Annotated in this window: 12 protein-coding genes and 3 tRNA genes; 11 read left to right on the top strand and 4 right to left on the bottom strand. The window is 37.9% G+C overall.

Translation table 11 applies throughout. The features are described 5' to 3' along the window. Positions 1–15: 15 nt before the first annotated feature. The 6 genes from KEM09_RS02565 (at position 16) to KEM09_RS02540 (ending at position 8655) form a co-directional block, all read left to right on the top strand. Positions 16–372: a hypothetical protein gene (locus KEM09_RS02565; RefSeq protein WP_212225043.1), complete on the top strand. Its 357-nt coding sequence runs from the start codon at positions 16–18 to the stop codon at positions 370–372. 583 nt (positions 373–955) lie between these two features. Further along, entirely contained in the window at positions 956–2341 is a 1386-nt protein-coding gene (locus tag KEM09_RS02560) for a hypothetical protein (protein ID WP_212225035.1), read from the top strand. A gap of 2 nt (positions 2342–2343) precedes the next feature. Further along, positions 2344–3504, top strand: coding sequence for a hypothetical protein (locus KEM09_RS02555; RefSeq protein WP_212225033.1), 1161 nt, complete (start codon positions 2344–2346; stop codon positions 3502–3504). A gap of 2 nt (positions 3505–3506) precedes the next feature. Next, on the top strand, positions 3507–5192 hold the full coding sequence (locus tag KEM09_RS02550; RefSeq protein WP_212225032.1) for an ATP-binding protein: 1686 nt from the start codon (positions 3507–3509) through the stop codon (positions 5190–5192). 8 nt (positions 5193–5200) lie between these two features. Further along, complete coding sequence (locus KEM09_RS02545) at positions 5201–6745, top strand: ATP-binding protein (protein WP_212225030.1); 1545 nt, start codon at positions 5201–5203, stop codon at positions 6743–6745. Next, positions 6745–8655, top strand: coding sequence for a radical SAM protein (locus KEM09_RS02540; protein WP_212225020.1), 1911 nt, complete (start codon positions 6745–6747; stop codon positions 8653–8655). Before KEM09_RS02545 ends, KEM09_RS02540 begins: the two co-directional genes overlap by 1 nt. A gap of 387 nt (positions 8656–9042) precedes the next feature. On the opposite strand, the gene KEM09_RS02535 is transcribed toward KEM09_RS02540, so the two are convergent. After that, positions 9043–9114: transfer RNA gene (locus KEM09_RS02535), tRNA-Arg, on the bottom strand. A 217-nt stretch (positions 9115–9331) separates the two neighbouring features. Here KEM09_RS02535 and KEM09_RS02530 point away from each other — a divergent pair. Continuing rightward, a complete protein-coding gene (locus tag KEM09_RS02530; protein ID WP_212225018.1) occupies positions 9332–10342 on the top strand; it encodes a DUF481 domain-containing protein in 1011 nt (336 codons plus the stop codon). Positions 10343–10400: 58 nt separating this feature from the next. On the opposite strand, the gene KEM09_RS02525 is transcribed toward KEM09_RS02530, so the two are convergent. Both KEM09_RS02525 and KEM09_RS02520 read right to left on the bottom strand, forming a co-directional pair. Then, positions 10401–10473: transfer RNA gene (locus KEM09_RS02525), tRNA-Met, on the bottom strand. A gap of 70 nt (positions 10474–10543) precedes the next feature. After that, a tRNA-Met gene (locus KEM09_RS02520) sits at positions 10544–10616 on the bottom strand. 373 nt (positions 10617–10989) lie between these two features. On the opposite strand from KEM09_RS02520, the gene thiL reads away from it, so the two are divergent. The 4 genes from thiL (at position 10990) to gcvH (ending at position 20695) form a co-directional block, all read left to right on the top strand. Continuing rightward, a complete protein-coding gene (gene thiL / locus KEM09_RS02515; RefSeq protein WP_212225016.1) occupies positions 10990–12039 on the top strand; it encodes a thiamine-phosphate kinase in 1050 nt (349 codons plus the stop codon). A gap of 73 nt (positions 12040–12112) precedes the next feature. After that, the gene (ruvA, locus tag KEM09_RS02510; RefSeq protein WP_212225008.1) at positions 12113–12694 is read left to right on the top strand and encodes a Holliday junction branch migration protein RuvA; all 582 of its coding nucleotides are present in this window, start codon (positions 12113–12115) and stop codon (positions 12692–12694) included. 22 nt (positions 12695–12716) lie between these two features. Then, the gene (gene sov, locus KEM09_RS02505; protein ID WP_212225006.1) at positions 12717–20081 is read left to right on the top strand and encodes a T9SS outer membrane translocon Sov/SprA; all 7365 of its coding nucleotides are present in this window, start codon (positions 12717–12719) and stop codon (positions 20079–20081) included. A 236-nt stretch (positions 20082–20317) separates the two neighbouring features. Beyond that, complete coding sequence (gene gcvH / locus KEM09_RS02500; RefSeq protein ID WP_212224992.1) at positions 20318–20695, top strand: glycine cleavage system protein GcvH; 378 nt, start codon at positions 20318–20320, stop codon at positions 20693–20695. Between the two features lie 47 nt (positions 20696–20742). Here gcvH and KEM09_RS02495 read toward each other — a convergent pair whose 3' ends face one another. Beyond that, positions 20743–21729 (bottom strand): GSCFA domain-containing protein, encoded by a 987-nt coding sequence (locus KEM09_RS02495; protein ID WP_212224990.1) that lies wholly within the window; start codon positions 21727–21729, stop codon positions 20743–20745. Positions 21730–21732: the final 3 nt, after the last annotated feature.

Raw genomic sequence — 21732 nt, 5'->3', positions numbered from 1 at the left:
TTAAAAACTAACAATATGAAATTCAAAACAACAATAGAACAGAACAAAAAGACAATCAGAAAAATTTCTTTCAACATTAAGAAAGATGACAAGGTGCTAATCGAGAAGAACTCGACCTTTAGACTTAAAAGTCCTTGTGGAGTAACCTTAAAAGTTCTCAACATGAGAGTCTTTCACCACCTAAAGAATGGGAAGAAGCAATTCCTTTTTGGAGTAGCTGAAAACCTAATCGAAGAAGATGAAAGATTGTACGATGGTAGAAAGTTGATTAGTTCCAGTATAAGAATTAAACCGGATACAGATTTTCATAATTTAGAAAAGATGGGAATAATAACAGAGAAACTCCCTGCTCACAAACTCTTTAAAATTTAAACATTCAGCCCGATTCTTTGAGTCGGGCTTTTTGATACCTAAATTGGCTAAAACTAAGTTTAGATTAAAAATGTAAGTTGCAGAAAAATTTATGTCAAGAAGTATATCTTTTGTCCTTTGGTTATAACAGAGGAATTTGAATAACATTTTTGGAGAACGAAGCATCCACCCGGCAGAATTTTATACGAAGAAAAGCTCACGCGAACTATTTAAGTTGCTAACTGAATATACTATTAAGGTATCAGGAAGGCTGATTAGTTGCAAAAATTCAAGTTTTAAATAGAGGTTCTAATTTAATTAGTATAAACAAATTTTATACTAATATCATAAAAAATAAAGAAAAGTAACCTGAATGATTATTTGCAGAATAAGCTAGCATGTATGTTAAATAATTTAAAATTCAGTATTAAGCACACTCATTTAACGAACAATGATAACAATAATATACAAATCAATATACCAGAATCTTGCACCTGTTCTTTATATATAATATTATCGAAATATATTTAGAACGCATCTAAATTCACATCTGCAATATATAAAGTATACAAATTATCCTAATTTTATAACAAAACTTTAACATATGGCAGATAATCAACATTCTGCATTAAATGATGACTCGTTTAATCAGTTTCAATTAGAAGAGTATAAAAATATTTCAAATGCTCACTTTGAGACGAATAAGCAAATTTCAGCTTTTTACCGTTACTACTTATTAATTGCATCTGCTCCGGCGATAATATTTGTATGGTTTAAAGGAGGGGGAAATATCATTAATAGCTTATTAAATTGTCCCGCTGAAAATATAAATGTCAACCTTTTTGTTGGTTTTTTTATGTTTATACTTTCCATAATTGGCATGTTTGCATGTTTTTATATGATTAGCTTTAGGCTCGATAGTATACTATATGCCAGAACAGTTAATGGTATCAGAAATTATTTCTTCAGTAAACGGGCTAGAAATGATTCACATTTCAGAGTATTACCTTTGTTAACAAATCAACCAGACTACAGGCAAAAACATACGTTTGGGATTATCGTTTACTCATTTGGCTTAATTAATTCGATTTATTTTGCAATTGGAGCGAGAATAATTGCTTCTGTTGGAGAAGAGTTTTTTACAAATTACTTTTTGATTAAGATTCCTATTATACTTACAAACTACGGAGTAAGTCACTCAATACTAGCTGCAATTTCATTTTTCTTACTACACATAGGCTATTATAGATTTATTGCTAACTATAGAAAATACAGTTACATGAAAACGAATATAATAGGAGTTGATATTGATGGCGTCTTAAACAAGCATCGTGATACTTTTTGCACAATGCTATGGGAAAAGAAAGGCATAACTCTCTGGGCTGATGATATCGATAAGATTCCTGTTCATCAGATGACCAATAGCATTATTACAAGGAATGATGAATTCGATATTTTTAATGATCCAGAATATTGGAAAAGACAAGATGAATTTCAAACTGATGTAGGTAAAATAATCCAAGAGTTAAGAAACTCTTTTGGTTATAAAATTCATATCCATACTTATCGACCTTGGCCACAATTCTCATTTGGTACTATCAGTAGGGTAATTTTAGAAACAAAATGGAGTGATAACTCGATTAAAAAAATTACTAAAGAATGGCTTAATAGATACAATATAGAATACGACAAACTATATATCGAGAGGACTAGCATCGATAAAGGGAGAATGAAATTCATATTTCTCGGTTCTCTATTTAATCTGATTCGAAAGGATTTTAAGAATAGGTTTTTTTATACTAATAATAAACCCTATAGATACTTTGTTGAAGATGATATAAATAATGCAAAGAAACTTTCGAGATATTGTGAATATGTTTTTCTTATAGAACAAACTTATAATTGTAATACTGAAATAGATATGCCGATTAATATAATCAGAGTTAAAGATTGGAAAGAAATTAAAGAATATATTAAGGAATTAGGATGACAATGAAGAGGCTAACCCAATATATTGCTGATGAAACTGACGGAACGAGTTATTCAAGCTTAAAGTATTGTTTTGATGGCATTGATGTTCCAAAAATTCAATACGATGATCATCAAAATATCTCAGTAAAAAGATTTGGCGAAATAGAGAGAATTCCCAAATCAAGAAATCTAAAGAAAAAAGCAGAGCAAGTACAAAAGTACTCGAAGCCAATATTTAAGTACTTTCTTGATGGCTCAAGAAGAGTATATAAGATTGACGATATAGCATATGGCAATAGGGTTTACCCCATAGTTGCAGGTCAAATAGGTGTAGGTTGTTGCATCCGAGATAAAAAACAATTAAAAAAACATAGTATTGAAAATCACTTGGTGCTATCTCTTCCTCGGAATGCTTGCTCCACTAATCGTGTTGATTTATTTTTTAATAATCTAACAAAGAAGATTAATGAACAAGAATATACAAAAAAGCGCGGAATAAGAATATCAAAATGCTTATTCTATGACAACAGAAATCTGGAAGCCGGTGAAAAGTATGAGAACCTTGCAATAGCAAAAGTACAAGATGAAATGATAGAAAATGAGAAGAAAGTCGTTGCACGACTTGCTTCAAATAACTTTTTAAATGAAGATGCCTATTTACTGAAAGATGGTTCTCTAGAATATAAAACGTTAAAAGGTGGTTCATACAGTGACTTGTCCATTATAAAATCAAACTATAAGAGAGTAGTTGGAGTCTCAAAATCATTTAATCCTGAGAAGTGCGAGGATGAAAGAGGGAAAAGCAATGCAAATAAGATTGCTGAGTTAAAACTATACCATAGAACACCTGCCTATATGTATGAATCTAGTTATGCTAAAGGAGCAAAAGGGGCTGTAAGCTTTGCTATTTGGTATCTAAGAATTAGAGATGCTGTTTATTCATCAAGTCCATTCGAAGGCATTGTAAAGGTTGAAAAGGTCCTGGTATCTGAAGAGGAAAAAGAAAAAGGATTAGATTCTGAAGAAGTTGATTTAATTAGTGCAAACATTATAAATGAAAGATTACCTGTTTGTTATGGTAGTGATTTGAGATGGGCTAATCATTTATATCCGATTTACCTTACTGAATCATACATTAAGAGCAAATACTATAGCAATAAACTATTTTTAAATTTATTCTAGATATGAACCGTGTTATAGGAAAAGTTGCCGCCACAGAAAAGCAACCAACAACCATTGATGAATTTTATTTTTGGACTTCTAGAGATTTAATTCTAAACCCATTTGATGTAGTGCGAGTTGATAATGTCAATAGCTCAACCACCTTTGGAGTAATTGAGGAAATTTCACATATAACGGATTCACCGAGTTACTTGACCAGTTTTATTTCTAATGACTTTGGAGATATTAGTGCTTCTCCAAATACGCAAAGAATTGGAATGAACTATGTCAAAGCGAAAGTAGTCGGTAATACCAAGAATATATACATTCCAGTAAATGATGGAGAAAACGTTGGTTTTGCCACAAAGGAGGAGATACAACAAGCATTAGGTCTAGATAATGTAAAAAATCCACTGGTATGCGGTTATTTGGAAATGTATAAGAATTTGGATGATGATATAAAAGTAAAACTTCCAGTACACTTGAATTCCAAGTTTCTAATTGGCCCAGAGGGCGCCCACCTAAACATCTCTGGCATTTCTGGCTTAGCTTCCAAAACTTCATATGCGATGTTTTTACTTAAATCAATACAGCATGAATATTTAAAAGCTCAAATAGCTAATGATAAAAAAGATGATGTTGCATTTGTTCTATTAAATGTGAAGGGTAAAGACTTATTAGCAATAGATGAACCCAATGAGGAACTCAAAGATTCAGACAAGGCAATATACAATGATTTGGGCTTAGATAGTGAACCGTTTAGAAATGTAAAATATTATTATCCATTTTCTGATGATTATACACAAAATACATATGCTAGTAAGGCTATGGTTGAAGACCAAATAAATCAAGAGAAGGCCTATCGTTTTAAATATGTTTATGATGATGATGGTGATGAAGCTGATAGAAAAAACCTAGACATGCTATTTGCTAACATCGACGACCCTAACCAGACAATGGAGTCGATTGTCAATTATGTCATATCAGGGCAAGGGAATTTTTCAAATATTAGAGATTGGGATTCTTTCCAAGACGAGGTTGCAGAGCATTGTAAATCTGGTAGAGGCCAAGGTGGAGAAATAACTGTTCAAAGTTGGCGCAAATTTAAGCGAATTATTTCAAAGACTTTATCGAATCCAATTTTTGCGCCTCGAGTAGTCCCGGAAAAAAGGGAGACAAGAATTCAGGATGCGATTAAAACCATCCGAAAGAATGAAGTTTGTGTGTTTGACATTGCAAAGCTGAATGAAACATTACAAGGGTTTGTATTTGGTGATGTAATGAGAGCTGTATATGATTTACAATTAGGTCAGTTTGAGGATGTAGATGAAAAAGATATTCCTTCGAAAATTGTAATATTCATTGACGAGCTTAACAAGTATGCTTCATCAGATGTACCAAAGAGTTCCCCAATTTTAAGACAGATTATTGATATCTCAGAGAGAGGCAGGTCATTAGGCATAATCCTATTTTCTGCAGAGCAATTTAAAAGCAGTATCCATGAAAGAGTAAAAGGGAATTGCTCAACACATGCATATGGACGAACAAATGCTATTGAAATATCTAAGAATGATTATAGATTTGTCCCCTCCGTATATAAGAATATGATGACCAGACTCGAACAAGGGGAATACATTGTTCAAAACCCTATCTTTAGGTCATTATTGAATATTAAGTTTCCAAAACCATTATACAAGCAGTTTAAATAGTAAATTGAATGCATCAGATTAGAATAGGAAAACATATAATTGAAACCCTGACTTCGGGCATGTATGAAGACTCATTATATGTTTTTAGAGAATACATCCAAAACTCAGCTGATCAAATTGATAAAGCGGTTGAGATGGGAATCTTATCGGATAAAAGGCAAGGTCAAATTAATGTTAACATTAATAAGCGAAAAAGAGAAATTATCATTTCAGATAATGCAACAGGCATTGCGAGCGATATGGTTATTTCAACACTTGGTGATATTGCAGATTCCCAAAAAGACAGAACAGTCAATAAGGGATTCAGAGGCATTGGACGATTAGGTGGCCTAGGTTATTGTAAAGAGCTTATATTTGAGACTTCCTATAAAGGTGAGAGCCTAAAGAGTATTATGACTTGGGATGCACAAGACTTAATCAGTAAACTAAATGACCACAACTTAAAAATTGATGCATTAACAGTCGTTAGTTCAGTGATTGATTTGGATATTAAACCCGAAGATGATGATTCGCATTATTTTAATGTGATATTAAAAGGGGTTAATGCACCTGAACTATTAGATATAGAAAAAGTAGAATCATATTTATCAATGGTCGCTCCAGTTCCATTTCAATCGAGATTTATTTTTAAGGATAGGATAAATGAAGAATTAATCAATAGGGGAGTTAATCTAGATGAATACAGTGTTTACCTGAACACAGATCAGATTTTTAAAGCATATCGGACATCATTCTATGAGAAGGATCCACCAACAAAATATGATGAAGTTTTTGAGATTGAATTTATTGATTTTAAAGACTCCAAAGACGAACTAATAGCTGTTGGTTGGTATGGCATATCCACTTTTGACAAACAGATACCAAATATTAAATACAACTTATCTAGAGGCATTCGACTTCGCAAAGCTAACATTCAGATTGGCTCAGATACAGCCCTTGTGAAACTTTTCAAAGAAGCTAGAGGTAATTTTTATTTTATTGGTGAAATTCATGCCATACATAGCGATTTAATCCCAAACTCCAGACGTGATTACTTTAATGAAAATTTAAAATGTTTAGAGTTTGATGAGTCGCTAAGAAAATTCTTCCACAATAAGCTACACAAACTTTATCATGAAGCTAACAAGATAAAAAATGCTCAGAAAAAGATTGAAAATGTAACGAAGCTTCATGATACATATAACCAGAAAGCTGCTGATGGATTTAGTTCTAATGAGGAGCAAGAGAAACTCATAAGTTGTATTGAGAAAAGTGAAATTGAGGCAAAAAAGAAACAACAAGAACTTTCGAGGATAGAACAGAAAGCTAGTAATGATGAAACTTTGAATAAAATATATAAAAAAATTATCACTACTAAAAAGCCAAAGATAAATAACAATAAGCCTAAATTTGAAGCAACTGATTCTACTGTAAAATTTCGGACAGATAAATTATCCAAATTATCAAAGGCTGAAAGGAAATTAGTTTCTAAAGTCTTTTCCGTAATAGATAATGTTTTAACACCTGACTTGGCAGAGAACTTAAAATTTAAGATTGAAGAAGGATTTAAATAATGGCAGGAAGAAAAATTTTATTAATTGAACCAAACTATAAAAATAAATATCCCCCGATTGGTTTAATGAAAATTGCAACATATCACCGAAATCTAGGTGATGAGGTTAGGTTTTTCAAGGGAGACTTGAGAGATTTAGTGATAACTGAGATTACCAAATTATTACTGGATAAACTAAAAGATATTGATAAAAATTTTTCATGGGAGAACGAATACAAAAACCTTTATGAATACGTAAAAACTGGAAAGGGAGTTATTAAGTATGAACTTTTAAAACATTCTGAATCAAAAGCTCTCATTGAGCGATGGCTTGACTATTATAAGGATGAATACAGAAAAAAGCGATATTTAAATAAACCGTTTTGGGATAGAGTTTACATAACAACATTGTTTACTTTCTATTGGAAGATTACTGTCGAAACAATCTTATTTGCAAAATCCCTAGTAAATCAAAATGAAGATGTATTTATTGGTGGAATCTTAGCTTCTTTGTTGCCGGATAAAATTGAGGATGCGACTGGGATAAGACCGCATGTAGGATTGCTGGATAAACCAGGCATTCTTGATTCTAATGATTATGTAGTTGATAGCTTACCCCTTGATTATTCAATACTTGAAGAAATTGATTATAAGTATCCAGAAAGAGATGCCTATTATGGTTATATGACAAGGGGCTGCATCCGAAAGTGTGAATTTTGTGCAGTACCAAAATTAGAACCTAACTTCAACTCTTTCATCTCATTGGATAAGTATATTTCTGGTATTAGAAATGACTTTGGAGAAAAGAGAAATTTGTTGCTATTGGATAATAATGTGTTAGCATCAAAAGATTTTCCTAAAATAATTGATGAAATAAAAAAAATTGGCTTCGAAAAGGATTCCATGTATGTTGAGCCCAACTCTCTGGATATCGCAATAGAAAACCTAAAAAAAGGGGCAAATGACTATGCATATGTTAATGTTGCCTTTGAGAGATTTCAATACCTACTTTCGAGATTAAAAGGTGAGAAGCAACAGTGGTTTTATGATTTACTTGACGAAAGGAAGTTGCTACTTCGGCACACTGCATCGAAAAAAGAAGTCTTGAACATATATCCAGAAGTGAGGGAATTATACGAAAAATATAGAAATCGCATACCTAAAAAACGTTATGTAGATTTCAATCAAGGTGTAGATGCTCGTTTACTAAATGAACACAACATGGAGTTGTTAAGTCAAATTCCCATAAAACCCCTTCGTATAGCTTTTGATAGTATGAAGTATGAAAAGGTATATGTTAAAGCCATTCACCTAGCTGCAAAACATGGAATTAGACATTTATCAAATTACATCTTATACAATGAAAAAGACAAGCCTGAAGAACTCTATCAAAGGCTTGAGATTAATGTCTTATTATCCGAAGAGCTTGATTTAAAAATTCATTCGTTTCCTATGAAATATCACCCAATAGGAGTACTAGATGGGATTGAATGGTTTAAAAACAGGGATTATTTAGGAGAGTATTGGAATCGAAAGTTCATTCGCTCTATCCAAACTATTCTAAATGCTACAAAAGGAAAAATTGGTGTTGGCAAAAGTTTCTTTTATGAAGCATTTGGCAGTGACTTAAAAGAATTCAGAGAGCTTTTGTATATGCCCGAATTATATATATTGCACCGATTATTCTTTAGAGAATTAGGCTATACTAGTAAATGGAGGGACTCTTTTAACTCCTTTAAAGGAACTGAGCTTATTGATTTGAAAGAAGTAATTGAATCTAATGTTTTTAATAATATTAATGGCTACTCAAAAAATATAAAACTTAAAACCTTTATAGACGAATATTATTTATTATCAAGGGATGATATAAAAGATCCAAAGTCAAAATACTACATATTGAAAAAAAAGTATGACGAAAGTAAAGTTAAATAACAAAGCATTTACACTTAAAACAATTTTCTGCCAATAGACAGAGCTCCCTCCCAAAAGAACAAAAGGCAAAAGAATTATTTCTTTTGCCTTTCATATTTTAACTCAGTTTGTTTTTCTGCCTTATAGTGTATCGCTCCTCCGTAAGAAGCAAAAAACCGCATGGAAATAAATAGCAAGGGCGGTGGCGGCACGACACCGTTTATCTACCCTTGAAATTTATTGAAATGTAGTTTAGCTTTTGGAGGAGGAAGCGAGGAACAATATGGCAGAAAACTACTGTCTCATTGTTTCATTTATTCAACTTAAAAATGTGTGCAATACTGTGTGTTATGAAAATAAAAAATCTCATAAAAAACTAATAATTAGCTTATTATGAGATTATCACAGTGACCCCGGCGGGAATCGAACCCACATCATAGGAACCGGAATCCTACATTCTATCCGTTGAACTACGGGGCCAAACGGACGCCAAAGTTAGAAAATTATTTGGATGCATCAATCTGAATGTCTCAAAACGTTATTGGGCACCACAGATAGCCATACAAATGATTCCCCCATATTATCCACTAATCCTGAGCCTTCATCCATCCTATCAGGCAGCCATAAAACTCATCAAGTTCCTTGAATTTCATTTTAATACTTTGGATATTAGCCAGGAACTAAAAACCCAACTATTATGAGAAGATTAATATTCCTGACTTTCCTATCTATTTTATTTATGAGAGTATATGCACAACAAGATAGCCTGGTACTTATGAACAATGATTCAATGATAGGTGAAGTAAAAGGCATGAGTCAAGGTGTACTAAAAATAGAAACCGATTACAGCGATGCCGATTTTGCAATTGAGTGGGATGGCATCAAGTCCATATCAACAGAAACTTACTTTCTGATTACACTATCGGATGGTCGGCGATTTAATGGCAAAATCAATTCCACAAGCGACCTGCAGATTGAAATAATCACCTTAAACGAAGGTACAACCTTGGTTTCGCCTGAATCAATTGTATTTATGGAATCGGTTGACCGGAATTTCTGGAGTAAAATGAATGCTTCCATTGATTTTGGCTGGGATTTAACCAAAGCTAATAACCTACGCCAGGCATCATTGCGAAGTAATTTAGGCTACCGTGCCGAAATGTGGTCCATAAACACATATTACAATGCCTTTACATCTAATCAGGATAGCGTCAGCAAAGTTAGCAGAAACGATGCTGGTGTTGGATTCAGATACTATTTCCAGAGAAACTGGTTTAGCGGATTATCAACCAGTTTCTTATCAAATACCGAACAAAAAATACTCTTACGTACCAATGGCAAGCTAGGTGCAGGTACCTATATTATTCAAACCAATGCTGCTTACTGGAATATCTCCATTGGCGCCTCATTCAACAGCGAACGTTACGAGAATTCGGCTGATGATCGCCAAAGTCTGGAAGGATTTCTGGATACTGAGGTGAATTTATTTGACACAGGCGATCTTAGCCTTCGCTCTAAAATAGCACTTTACCCGGGCATAACAGAATCTGGTCGCTGGCGCTCAGATTTTAATTTTGATATCAAATATGACTTGCCAAAAGATTTCTATATCAAACTGGGTATCACCCTTAACTACGATAATCGTCCGGTTGAAGGTGCATCTGAATCAGATTATGTCTTTGCTACAGGATTTGGGTGGGAGTTATAAACTATTGAAATCTTATAAAATAAAAAAGCCGAAAGAAATACATCTTCCGGCTTCTTAGTAGCGGGGGCCCGACTCGAACGGACGACCTTTGGGTTATGAGCCCAACGAGCTACCAACTGCTCCACCCCGCAATATATCTTAATTGCGTAAACAATATTTTCAAAAATAAAGTCGAAAAGTTGGTTGCTTTTCGACTTGTAGTAGCGGGGGCCCGACTCGAACGGACGACCTTTGGGTTATGAGCCCAACGAGCTACCAACTGCTCCACCCCGCAATATATCTTAATAACACGCTTGTTATCTGTCTCAAATGCGGATGCAAATATAGACTATTAAATATTAGCATGCAAACTTTTTTAATTATAAAAACGCAGTCATAAACCTCAAAACCCTCCTAAAATACAGGCTAGCAGAACACAAACACAATTAAAAAAAAGCGTTTCTGCAATTTTACAGAAACGCTTTATCAATAACCTAAACCCAAATCTATGAAAAAATCAAAAGTAATAAAGCAAGCACTATGCCATTCACAACTCAACTTCTAGCCTAAAAAGTCAAAAAGAATTAAAAGGTGTAATAAAATAGATTTAAACCTTTGTGGCACATCCAATCAATTCTTAATTTTGCCACTTATTTAAAATAGCATCTATGAGCGAGGTTAAAAAAACGGAGTTAGGACAATTAGGCGAGTTTGGATTAATACACCATCTGACAGATAACATCAAGTTAAAACACCCTACAACCATTAAGGGCGTTGGCGACGATGCGGCTGTGTTAGATTTTAGCGATAAGAAAACAGTTGTTACAACAGACCTTTTATTGGAGGGCATTCATTTTGACTTAACCTACACCCCACTTAAGCATCTTGGCTATAAAGCGGTAGTGGTTAACGTGAGTGATGTTTATGCCATGAATGCAACCCCAAAGCAGATTACTGTATCGCTTGGCTTAAGCTCAAAAATGTCGGTTGAAGCATTGGATGAACTTTACGAAGGCATATATGCCGCCTGCGACTATTATAATGTTGATTTGGTTGGTGGTGACACCAGCTCTTCATTAACCGGGCTTACCATAAGTGTTACTGCCATGGGTGAGGCTGATGCCAACAAATTAACCTATCGTAACGGTGCCAAACCAAATGATCTCATTTGTGTTTCAGGTGATTTGGGTGGTGCTTACATGGGGTTACAACTTTTGGAACGTGAAAAGAGAGTGTATTCAGATAACCCTGGCGTTCAACCCGATTTGAGCGGATTCGATTATATTTTGGGTCGCCAGCTTAAACCAGAAGCACGTAAAGAAGTAACAGAGCTGCTGCAGAAACTGGAGGTAGTACCAACAGCTATGATAGATATTTCAGATGGCTTATCAAGCGAGCTGATGCATATATGTTCTCAGTCAAAAACCGGCTGCAGGGTGTATGAGAACAAAATCCCTGTTGATCCTACCACTGCAATGCTGGCCGAAGAAATGGGCATTAACCCGCTGGTGACTGCATTGAATGGTGGCGAAGACTATGAGCTGCTCTTTACAATCAGCCAGAGCGATTACGAGAAATTTAAAGATGCAGGCGATGTGAATATCTACATCATAGGCCATATCACCGAAGAAAGCAAAGGGAGCTACCTGGTTACCAATGCCGACCAGGAAGTGGAATTACAGGCACAGGGCTGGAATCCACTAAAAAATAAACAGTAAATAAAATAGCTGATGTGAAAAGTTTTTGCATCAGCTATTTCATTTATATCTTTACAGCATAACCTAATTCATAATGTACGAGTATATCAGTGGCAAAATTGCCGAATCTAGTCCTGCCCATGTTATTATTGATGTTAATGGCATAGGCTATTTATTACACATTTCGCTCAATACTTTTTCGCGCCTCGATGGTAAAAAGGAAGCCCAGCTATTTATTCACGAGAACATACGCGAGGATGCCTTTGCTTTATATGGCTTCGCCGATCCATCGGAACGCGATTTGTTTCGTCACCTTATTTCGGTTTCGGGCATTGGAGCTAATACCGCGCGCATGATGCTTTCATCACTTACACCAGAAGAGTTGAGTGGCGCTATACTTACCGGTAATGTAAATGTCATTAAAGGCGTAAAAGGTATTGGTGCCAAAACAGCCCAACGTGTAATTGTCGATCTGAAAGATAAATTAAGTAAAGAGCCAATCGATCAGAAAATTTTCGCAACACAAGACAATACTATCCGCGAAGAAGCGTTATCTGCATTAGTAATGCTAGGCTTTGCCAAAGCAAGCGCCCAGAAAGCTCTTGACAAGCTTTTGGCTCAATCACCCGACTTAAAGGTGGAAGACTTGATTAAGCAAGCCCTTAAAATTATGTAATTATTCACATTACATTGAATCTTTGAGAAAAACGCTACAATATACGATTGCCTTTATTGTATTAACCATCACGTTTGCCGTTGGTAGTACTTCATCATCGCATGGTACAACCAGTAACTATAAAGAAATATACTTCCAGCAACCCGACTCACTTAAAGTAACAGAGCCCGTTGATCTTAAGTACCAGATTAGCGATAACAGTGGTAATCCGTTGCTGGAAGAAGAAGAGCAAGGCGGACTCAACCTCAGCGATCCTTCAAACATGGATTACCGGGCCGAGTATGACTATAAAACAGGCAATGTTACCCTATACCGTAAAGTAGGCAACATGGATGTGAGGCTGCCCTACTCCATGCCACTTGATGATTACCTCGACTACGACACACGTAAATCAGTTATCTCCTACTGGCGACAGAAACAGCAGGAAGAGGCCAACCAGTATGGCGACAACTCAGTTTTCAACCAGATGTGGAAGAATGTTGGCGGAGAGGCATTTGAAGGGATATTTGGCAGTAATGCCATTAATGTGCGCCTGCAGGGCATGGCAGAACTTAAAGTAGGTATTCAGCACACCAAAATAGATAACCCGACATTACAGGAGCGCTTACGAAAAACCACCACCTTCGATTTTCAGGAGAAAATACAAATGAACCTGAGTGGAAGTATTGGTGAAAAACTGAAATTGGGCGTTAACTACAATACAGAAGCTACTTTTGATTTTGAAAACCAGATTAACCTTGAATACGAAGGAGGTGAGGATGATATTCTGAAAAAAGTAGAAGCCGGTAACGTAACACTGCCACTTCCCGGAACACTAATTACGGGTAGCCAAAGCCTGTTTGGGGTAAAGACGGAAATGCAATTTGGTAAGCTTACCGTAACAAGTATCTTCTCGCAGCAAAAAGGAGAAACATCTGTAATGAGTATAGAAGGTGGCGCGCAAACTCAGGAGTTTGAAATACATGCCGATAGATACGATCGTAACCGTCACTTCTTTTTGAGTAAGTATTTCAGAGATAATTACGATAAAGCACTGGAGCGCCTCCCACTTATCAACAGTCCCATTAACGTTACACGTGTTGAAGTATGGGTCACTAATAATCGCAGCGATGTAAAGGAATCTCGCAACATTGTTGGATTTGTCGATTTAGGAGAAAACCGCCAGCACACGCACAACACTAGCCTGTGGGGCGGGCAGCTTAATGTTTCGCCGCGTAATGAAGCCAACAACCTGTATGCTCAAATGAATTCGACATATAACGCTGTGCGCGACATTAACAAGGTAACTGCCACACTGGCTCCGCTCGAAAACAATTATTTCTACAACGCCATTGACTATGAAAAGCTGGAGAATGCCCGCAAACTATCCGACACTGAATATTCGGTGCATCCCAAATTGGGTTATATCTCTTTAAACACCTCGCTCAATGCCGATGAAGTACTGTGTATAGCCTACGAATACACCTACAACGGGCAAACCTTTATGGTTGGTGAATTTTCGAACTCCCAAAACGAGGCAGAGCAAACATTATTTCTTAAACTGCTAAAGCCCACCAACCTGTCACCAGGCATCATAAAGGGCATTAATAAGAAAAACCCAACCTGGGACCTGATGATGAAAAACATCTACTCGATTAATGCCTACCAGATTAATCGTGAGGATTTTATCATGAATGTCACCTACACCAATGACAGTACCGGCGGCGACATCAATTACCTGCCCGAAGGACCTGAAAATGTAATGGGGCAGTTATTCATTCGCTTGATGAATCTGGATAACCTCAACTCCAACAATGATTTTCAACCCGATGGTATATTTGACTACGTTGATAACATCACCATTAAACCCGATAACGGACGAATCATCTTCCCTGTATTGGAGCCATTCGGAAGCAATATGGAGAAGCAGCTGGGTGGAGCGCTGGCTGATAAAGATCTGGTGAAGAAGTATGTTTTCCAATCACTTTACGATAGCACTCAGATTCTGGCTGAGCAGGATGCCTCGCGCAACAAGTACAAGCTGAAAGGCCGTTATAAATCCAGTTCCGGTTCTGAAATTTCGCTTAACGCGATGAATATCCCTCAAGGATCGGTCATAGTCACAGCCGGAGGTATTCGTTTGGTCGAAAACCAGGACTATACGGTTGATTACACTTTGGGGCGGGTGCGCATCATCAATCAGGGCATTCTGTCATCAGGTACACCTATCCAGGTATCACTCGAAAACCAGTCGCTGTTTGCCTTGCAGACCAAAACACTGATGGGGACTCACCTCGATTATCAGTTCAACAAAAACTTTAATGTGGGTGGTACCATTATGCACCTGCGCGAACGACCTTTAACACAAAAAGTAAATATTGGCGACGAGCCCATAGCTAACACCATCTGGGGTTTAAATACCTCTTTCTATACCGAATCGATGGGTATTACCGAAATCATTGATAAGTTGCCACTGGTGGAAACCAAAGAGATGTCGAGTGTCACCTTTGAAGGAGAATTTGCCCAGCTGATACCCGGACACCCCAAAGTGATCGATGAGTCAGGCACATCGTACATTGATGATTTTGAGGGTACACGTATCCCCTACGACATGCGCAACTGGCTTGCCTGGCAATTGGCCAGTACACCACAAGGACAAGAGGAGCTTTTTAAAGAAGCCGGATTGATTGATAATCTTTATTCAGGTATTAACCGGGCACGTCTTGCCTGGTACACCATCGATCCACTTTTTTTACGAAAGAGTACACAAACACCAGGGCATATTAAAGCAGATGAAGAGCAAAAGAAAAACCACTTTGTAAGAGAAGTATATGAGCAGGAGATTTTCCCCAACCGGGAAGCTCCCTATGGCCAACCCACCAACCTGCCCGTACTGAACGTTGCCTTCTACCCGCGCGAACGAGGTCCATATAACTTTGACGCCGGAACAAGCGGTGCTGCCACTGATAATTATGGTCATGGTATCAATCGTGATGGTTCGCTTAAAAATCCGGAGGAACGATGGGGTGGTATGATGCGTCAGGTAAATGTGCCGGACTTTGAAGCGGCCAACATCGAATACATCGAATTCTGGATGATGGATCCGTATGTGTATGATGACGGGATTCAAAAAAATGATGGTAAAATCTACTTTAACCTGGGTAATATTTCGGAAGATATTTTAAGAGATACACGTAAGTCTTTTGAGAATGGCTTACCTGGCCCTGGCGAGCCTTTTGATGTGGATTCTACCAATTGGGGATATGTACCTCGTAAGCAAAACCTGGTTAATGCTTTTAGTAATGACCCGGCTACGCGATTGGCACAGGATGTGGGTTTAAATGGTATGAACTCTGCCAAAGAGCGCTATTTCTACCGGAAACAACCCTATGCCTTTCTGAATGTTATAGAAAGCATGGGAGGTGATTTGGACGAAGCAGCCCGCCAGGCACTATTGGCCGACCCGGCATCGGATGATTACCTTTACTTTTTGGGTGGTATGCACGACGAAAATGAGACGAGCATCCTGGATCGCTATAAGCTATTCAACAACCCGGAGGGTAACTCTCTACCTTCAGAATTTGAAGGTGACGGCACTAAACGAGCAGCCAAAGCACTGCCCGACATGGAAGACATCAATGAGGATAATACGCTTAGTGAAAACGAGAGCTACTTTCAATACGAGATTCCTATCTCTAAAAACACCATGAGTATAGAGGCGAATCCCTACATTGTGGATAAAAGAGAAAGTACAGTTGAAGATAAAAATGGCGTTCGTGCCAATTGGTACCAGTTCCGAATACCTATACAAAACCCAACGGCCACCATTGGTTCCATCCGCGACTTAAGAAGTATACGCTTCATGCGTATGTTTATGAAAGGTTTTAGCGACACCACCATTCTGCGTATGGCAACGCTCGACCTTATTAAGGCCGACTGGCGTAAGTTCACCGAATCACTCTACGAAAACGGTGCCGGCAATGCCGATACGAAATTTGAAGTATCGGTGGTAAATATTGAGGAAAGTTCAGAAAAGACGCCTGTTAATTATGTACTGCCTCCTGGCATCGACCGTGTCATTGACCCGGCTAACCCGCAACTCCGTGAATTGAATGAGCAATCATTACTATTGAAGGTGTTGGATTTGGCTGGTGGTGATGCACGTGCAGTATATAAAAATGTGAGCATCGATATCCGTCAGTATAAACGTATGAAGATGTTTATTCACGCCGAAGATGTGGATGACAGAGGTTTGTTGGATAATGAGATGATGGCATTCATCAGGGTGGGTAGTGATTACAACGATAACTACTATGAATATGAGATACCTTTAAAATTAACGCCTAAAGGCAGATATAACAATAATAATATTGATGACCGATATAAGGTATGGCCCGAGGAGAATGAAATGAACATACCGCTTGAGCTGTTTCAGACAGTTAAGCTGCGTCGTAACGATGAGAAACGCCAGGAAGGCTCCAGCATTACATTTAACCAGGTGTATATCATGCCCGACCCAGAAACGCCAACCAACTTTGTGTCGGTGAGAGGTAATCCGAACCTCAGTAACATCCGAACGATTACCATGGGGGTGCGCACCAGAGGCTCAACAAGCAAATCTGTAGAAGTATGGATGAATGAATTACGCCTTACCGACTTTAATGAAGAAGGTGGATGGGCAGCCAATGCCCGTATGACCGTTAAACTGGCAGATCTGGGTAATGTATCGGTTGCTGGTAAGAAAAGTACTGTAGGCTGGGGTAGTATAGACCAGAATGTTCAAGAGCGCAGCCAGGAAGATTTCTTCCAGTATGACATTGCCACCAACCTGGAACTTGGCAAACTGCTTGGGCCTGAATCGGCGCTTAGCGTGCCGTTCTACTTTGGCTACTCAAAATCGGTGGCCAGTCCTAAGTATTATCCGCTCGACCCGGATATACCATTAGATGTAGCACTTGACAATGCGGAAAATGAAGCGGCCAGAGACTCCATTAAGGATATGTCACAAAATGTGATTAAACGTAAAAGCGTCAATTTCACCAACGTCAAATTGCTTCCTAAGAAAGAAAAAGTACACTTTTATAGTCCTTCAAACATATCTGCGACCTATTCATATAACGAAACAACCAGGCACGATGTAGATACTGATCATTCTACGGATAAAAATTACAGGGGCATCTTAGCCTATAATTACAACGCGCGACCCAAAGCAGTAGAGCCATTTAAGAAGAGTTTTAATAGTAATGCACTGGCATTGGTTCGTGATTTCAATTTCTACTATCTGCCCAATCAAATATCGTACAGCTGGGAGTTTGACCGGCAGTACCGCGAAATACAATTGCGCAATAATACCGGTTCACCTATAAGCCCGGCCTTAACAGTATCTAAGGATTTTGACTGGAACCGCCACTTTGATATGCGCTACAACCTTACCAAATCATTAAAACTGAATTTCAGGGCCATTACCAATGCGCGAATTGATGAGCCTGAAGGAGCTGTTAATAAAGATTACGACCGCGATGCCTACTACGACTGGCGCGATGAAGTTTGGCGCAACATTAAAAGCATGGGTCGAACAACTACCTACCAACACAATTTTGATGTGAGCTATACGCTGCCAATCAATAAAATACCGATGCTTGACTTTACCTCTGCCACACTTCAGTACCGTGGCATGTACCAATGGGAAGCTCAACCCTTATTTGAAAACGAGAGTGATTCACCTGATTGGGGAAATACCATTCGCAACTCAAATGTAGTACAGGCTAACGGTCAGCTAAACATGACCACCTTGTACAAAAAGGTATCATACCTGAATGAACTGGATAAGAAATACCGTTCATCGAGAAGAAGAACAAGCAGTAATAATGATGGTAAACGCACCGTTAGGTATAACCAAACCAACGTAAAATTGGATAAGGATGCCGCCATTACCATCAATCACAAACTAAAAACAACCGAAACCTCGGTAAGGGTATTTGACGCCACCGGCAAACCTGTGCGCGGGCAGGTGAATACACTCGGGAAGAATAAAGTGGAGTTTGTACCCGAGAAATCAGTTGAAAACGCGCGTGTGATGGTAACCGGTACTGTAACCGAAAACAATTCGCCGATGCAAAAGGTAGTGGACTACACAGCCTTATTAATGACGTCGATTAAAAACATGAGCGTCTCCTATTCGGAACAGAACGGAACCATTCTGCCGGGCTATACGCCTGTTGCTGGCTTTATGGGTACATCAACTGGTTTTACTGCACCGGGCGTACCGTTTATATTAGGATGGCAAGATAGAAATTTCGCAATTGATGCCGCCAATAATGGCTGGTTAACTGATGATACAACCATGGTGAACCCTTATGTGATGACACATGGTGAAGATTTCTCCATTAAGTTTACCCTGGAACCCATACGTGGGCTACGGGTTGACTTAAATGCCGACAGAAGCTACGAACGGAATATTAACGAATACTATTTTGGGGGCAGCTCAACAGCAACCGGGCGCACTGCCAATGGTCGTTTCTCAATGAGCTTTAATGCTTTTAAAACAGCCTTTGACAAACCTGAAAGAACTGGAGCTTTAACTTCTTCTACCTTTGATGAGTTTAAAAGTAACAGGCAGATTATTGCCAACCGGCTTGGAACAACAGATTTAAACGACCAGGAGGTATTAATCCCTGCATTCCTGGCAGCATATTCGGGTAAGAGCGCCAATTCCATCTTTACCGAACAGTTTCCATCCCTATCAAGAATACAACCTAACTGGCGCGTTACATATGACGGATTGTCGCGAATAAAGGCTTTCCAAAAGGTGATTAAGTCATTCGATCTGACACATGCCTATCGTTCAACATACAATATGGGAGCCTACATCTCACGTACGCCTCCTGAGGCCGATGGAGTCATTACCGAATACGATGTGAATGCCATCACTATTACCGAGCAGTTTAGTCCACTGATTGGGGTAAATGTGACCTGGACCAACTCAATTACTACCAGAGCAGAGATTAAAAAAGCCCGTACACTGAGTTTAAGTATGGGTAACAACCAGGTGATAGAAAACTATAACGACGAGTTGGTGATTGGTTTAGGTTACCGTTTTGATAAAATGAATCTCATTTTCGGGAAAGGGAGCAGCCAGAAGTCAATCAGTAACGATTTAAATATCCGCGCCGACTTTTCCATTCAGGATAACATTAGCTTTATCCGGAAAATTCAGGAAGATTATAATCAGCTGACAGCAGGGCTGAAAATTACAAGCGTAAAATTTACAGCTGATTATGCCTTAAGTGAGCGCTTTAACATGCAGCTATTTTACGACACTAAAGTTAATACACCGTATGTTTCGTTATCCTACCCGATAACTAACTCTAATTTTGGTGTGAGTTTTCGTTTCTCATTGGCACAATAAAGTTGGATAATTAACAATCCCCAAAGCGCCATCAGTTGAATTGCTTTTTTGTTCACACTTTTATTTATGATTTTTATTAGGGTTTTGTTCGCACCTACTTTTGTTACACATTGATATAGTGGACTTTATTACACAAAAAGAAAGATTACAGAAATCGTCTTCGCTTACAAGTCATAGAATTATTTTAATAAATTCTTTACATTTGAATCATCGTAAATAAAATAAATCGTTCAATCATGAATGTACCTGAAAATCTAAAGTATACAAAGGACCACGAATGGGTTCTAATTGATGGTGATACAGCAACCATTGGTATTACAGAATTTGCTCAAGGAGAGTTGGGCGATATCGTTTTTGTTGAAATAGAAACTGAAGACGAAGAACTGGATAAAGAAGAAGTATTTGGTACTATCGAAGCTGTAAAAACTGTTTCTGACCTGTACATGCCAATTACTGGTAAAGTAATAGAGGTTAACCCAGAGTTGGAAGACCAGCCAGACCTTGTTAACAAAGAGCCTTTTGGCGGCGGTTGGATGATTAAAGTACAAATTGCTGACACTGCTGAATTAGATGACTTACTTACAGCTGAGCAATACAAAGAAGTTATTGGTTAATCACAACCTTTATACGAACAAAAAAGCGGCCAAAAGGTCGCTTTTTTTTATATCATTTGTTCTTTGAAGCTCTCCTGTATTCGTGAAAGTTCCAAAGCCGGATATTTAGCCTGAAAATCCTCCACCTTTTTAATATGATTTCTTACAAAAGTTTGATGAGCTCCAGAGCTTTGATTAAAAGGGCGATGTTTAGCGGCCTGAATAAGTTTAGACAATTGAGCTAACACACTTTTTGCCTCAGCGTCAAATTGCGATTCAATAAATTTCTCCCGGATATATTCAACTGCCTTGTCGGAAGGGTGTAGCATATCATCAGCAAAAAAGCGATAGTCACGTAAATCATCCAGCAGTAATTCATAGGCAGGAAAATAAGTAGCAAAATCACACTCCTGTATGAGCTGCTCAATGGCCAATAGCAATGTGGCTTTACTTAGCTGATTGCCATGTGCCCCATCTTTCCAATGTCGTACAGGACTAACCGTAAAAATTACTCGCAAATTAGGGTTGCACTCACGAATAGTGGTTAACAGCTGGCGGTAACGGCTCACTATGTCGGCTACCGATAAGCGATAACGGGTAAAATCACGAGCCGGATATTTATGGCAGTTCGACACCACCATACCAAGCTCATTGTGTTGATACACCCACGAAGTACCAAATGTGATAATTAACATATCTGCCTGCTCCAGAAAAGCCGCACTGGTCGTTAATGATGTATTAATCGCATCGAGAAATTTTTCCTTATCAACATGGTTAAACTGGCTATGATGATAGAAGGTATGATGAGCGCCATTATGCAACAGTATATCATCGTCGGTAAACGATTGACGTCTGATCATACGCTCTAAGGACCTGGCAATCGAAAACGGATTGTACAATACTCCAAATGGATTAACCAAGGCATTCAGACCATTGGAGGTAAAGTAACTACCGATATTGGAAGCAAAGCAGCTACCCATAAACAATAGCCTGGAATCATAGCTGATTAACTCATCTGCCTGTTCAATCGTAATTTCTGTTCTGAACTTGTCCATAAT

The organism is Carboxylicivirga mesophila (assembly GCF_018271975.1).
GTDB lineage: Bacteria > Bacteroidota > Bacteroidia > Bacteroidales > Marinilabiliaceae > Carboxylicivirga > Carboxylicivirga mesophila.
The sequence above is the reverse complement of the archived record's forward strand: the minus strand, read 5'-3'. Positions and strand labels throughout refer to the sequence as shown.

Excerpts from the sequence above, each read along its gene's own strand:
- KEM09_RS02550 (WP_212225032.1), top strand. The coding sequence starts at position 3,507 with ATGAACCGTGTTATAGGAAAAGTTGCCGCCACAGAAAAGCAACCAACA.
- KEM09_RS02555 (WP_212225033.1), top strand. The coding sequence starts at position 2,344 with ATGAAGAGGCTAACCCAATATATTGCTGATGAAACTGACGGAACGAGT.
- KEM09_RS02495 (WP_212224990.1), bottom strand. The coding sequence starts at position 21,729 with ATGGACAAGTTCAGAACAGAAATTACGATTGAACAGGCAGATGAGTTA.
- thiL (WP_212225016.1), top strand. The coding sequence starts at position 10,990 with ATGAGCGAGGTTAAAAAAACGGAGTTAGGACAATTAGGCGAGTTTGGA.
- ruvA (WP_212225008.1), top strand. The coding sequence starts at position 12,113 with ATGTACGAGTATATCAGTGGCAAAATTGCCGAATCTAGTCCTGCCCAT.
- KEM09_RS02560 (WP_212225035.1), top strand. The coding sequence starts at position 956 with ATGGCAGATAATCAACATTCTGCATTAAATGATGACTCGTTTAATCAG.
- KEM09_RS02530 (WP_212225018.1), top strand. The coding sequence starts at position 9,332 with ATGAGAAGATTAATATTCCTGACTTTCCTATCTATTTTATTTATGAGA.
- gcvH (WP_212224992.1), top strand. The coding sequence starts at position 20,318 with ATGAATGTACCTGAAAATCTAAAGTATACAAAGGACCACGAATGGGTT.
- KEM09_RS02540 (WP_212225020.1), top strand. The coding sequence starts at position 6,745 with ATGGCAGGAAGAAAAATTTTATTAATTGAACCAAACTATAAAAATAAA.
- KEM09_RS02545 (WP_212225030.1), top strand. The coding sequence starts at position 5,201 with ATGCATCAGATTAGAATAGGAAAACATATAATTGAAACCCTGACTTCG.
- KEM09_RS02565 (WP_212225043.1), top strand. The coding sequence starts at position 16 with ATGAAATTCAAAACAACAATAGAACAGAACAAAAAGACAATCAGAAAA.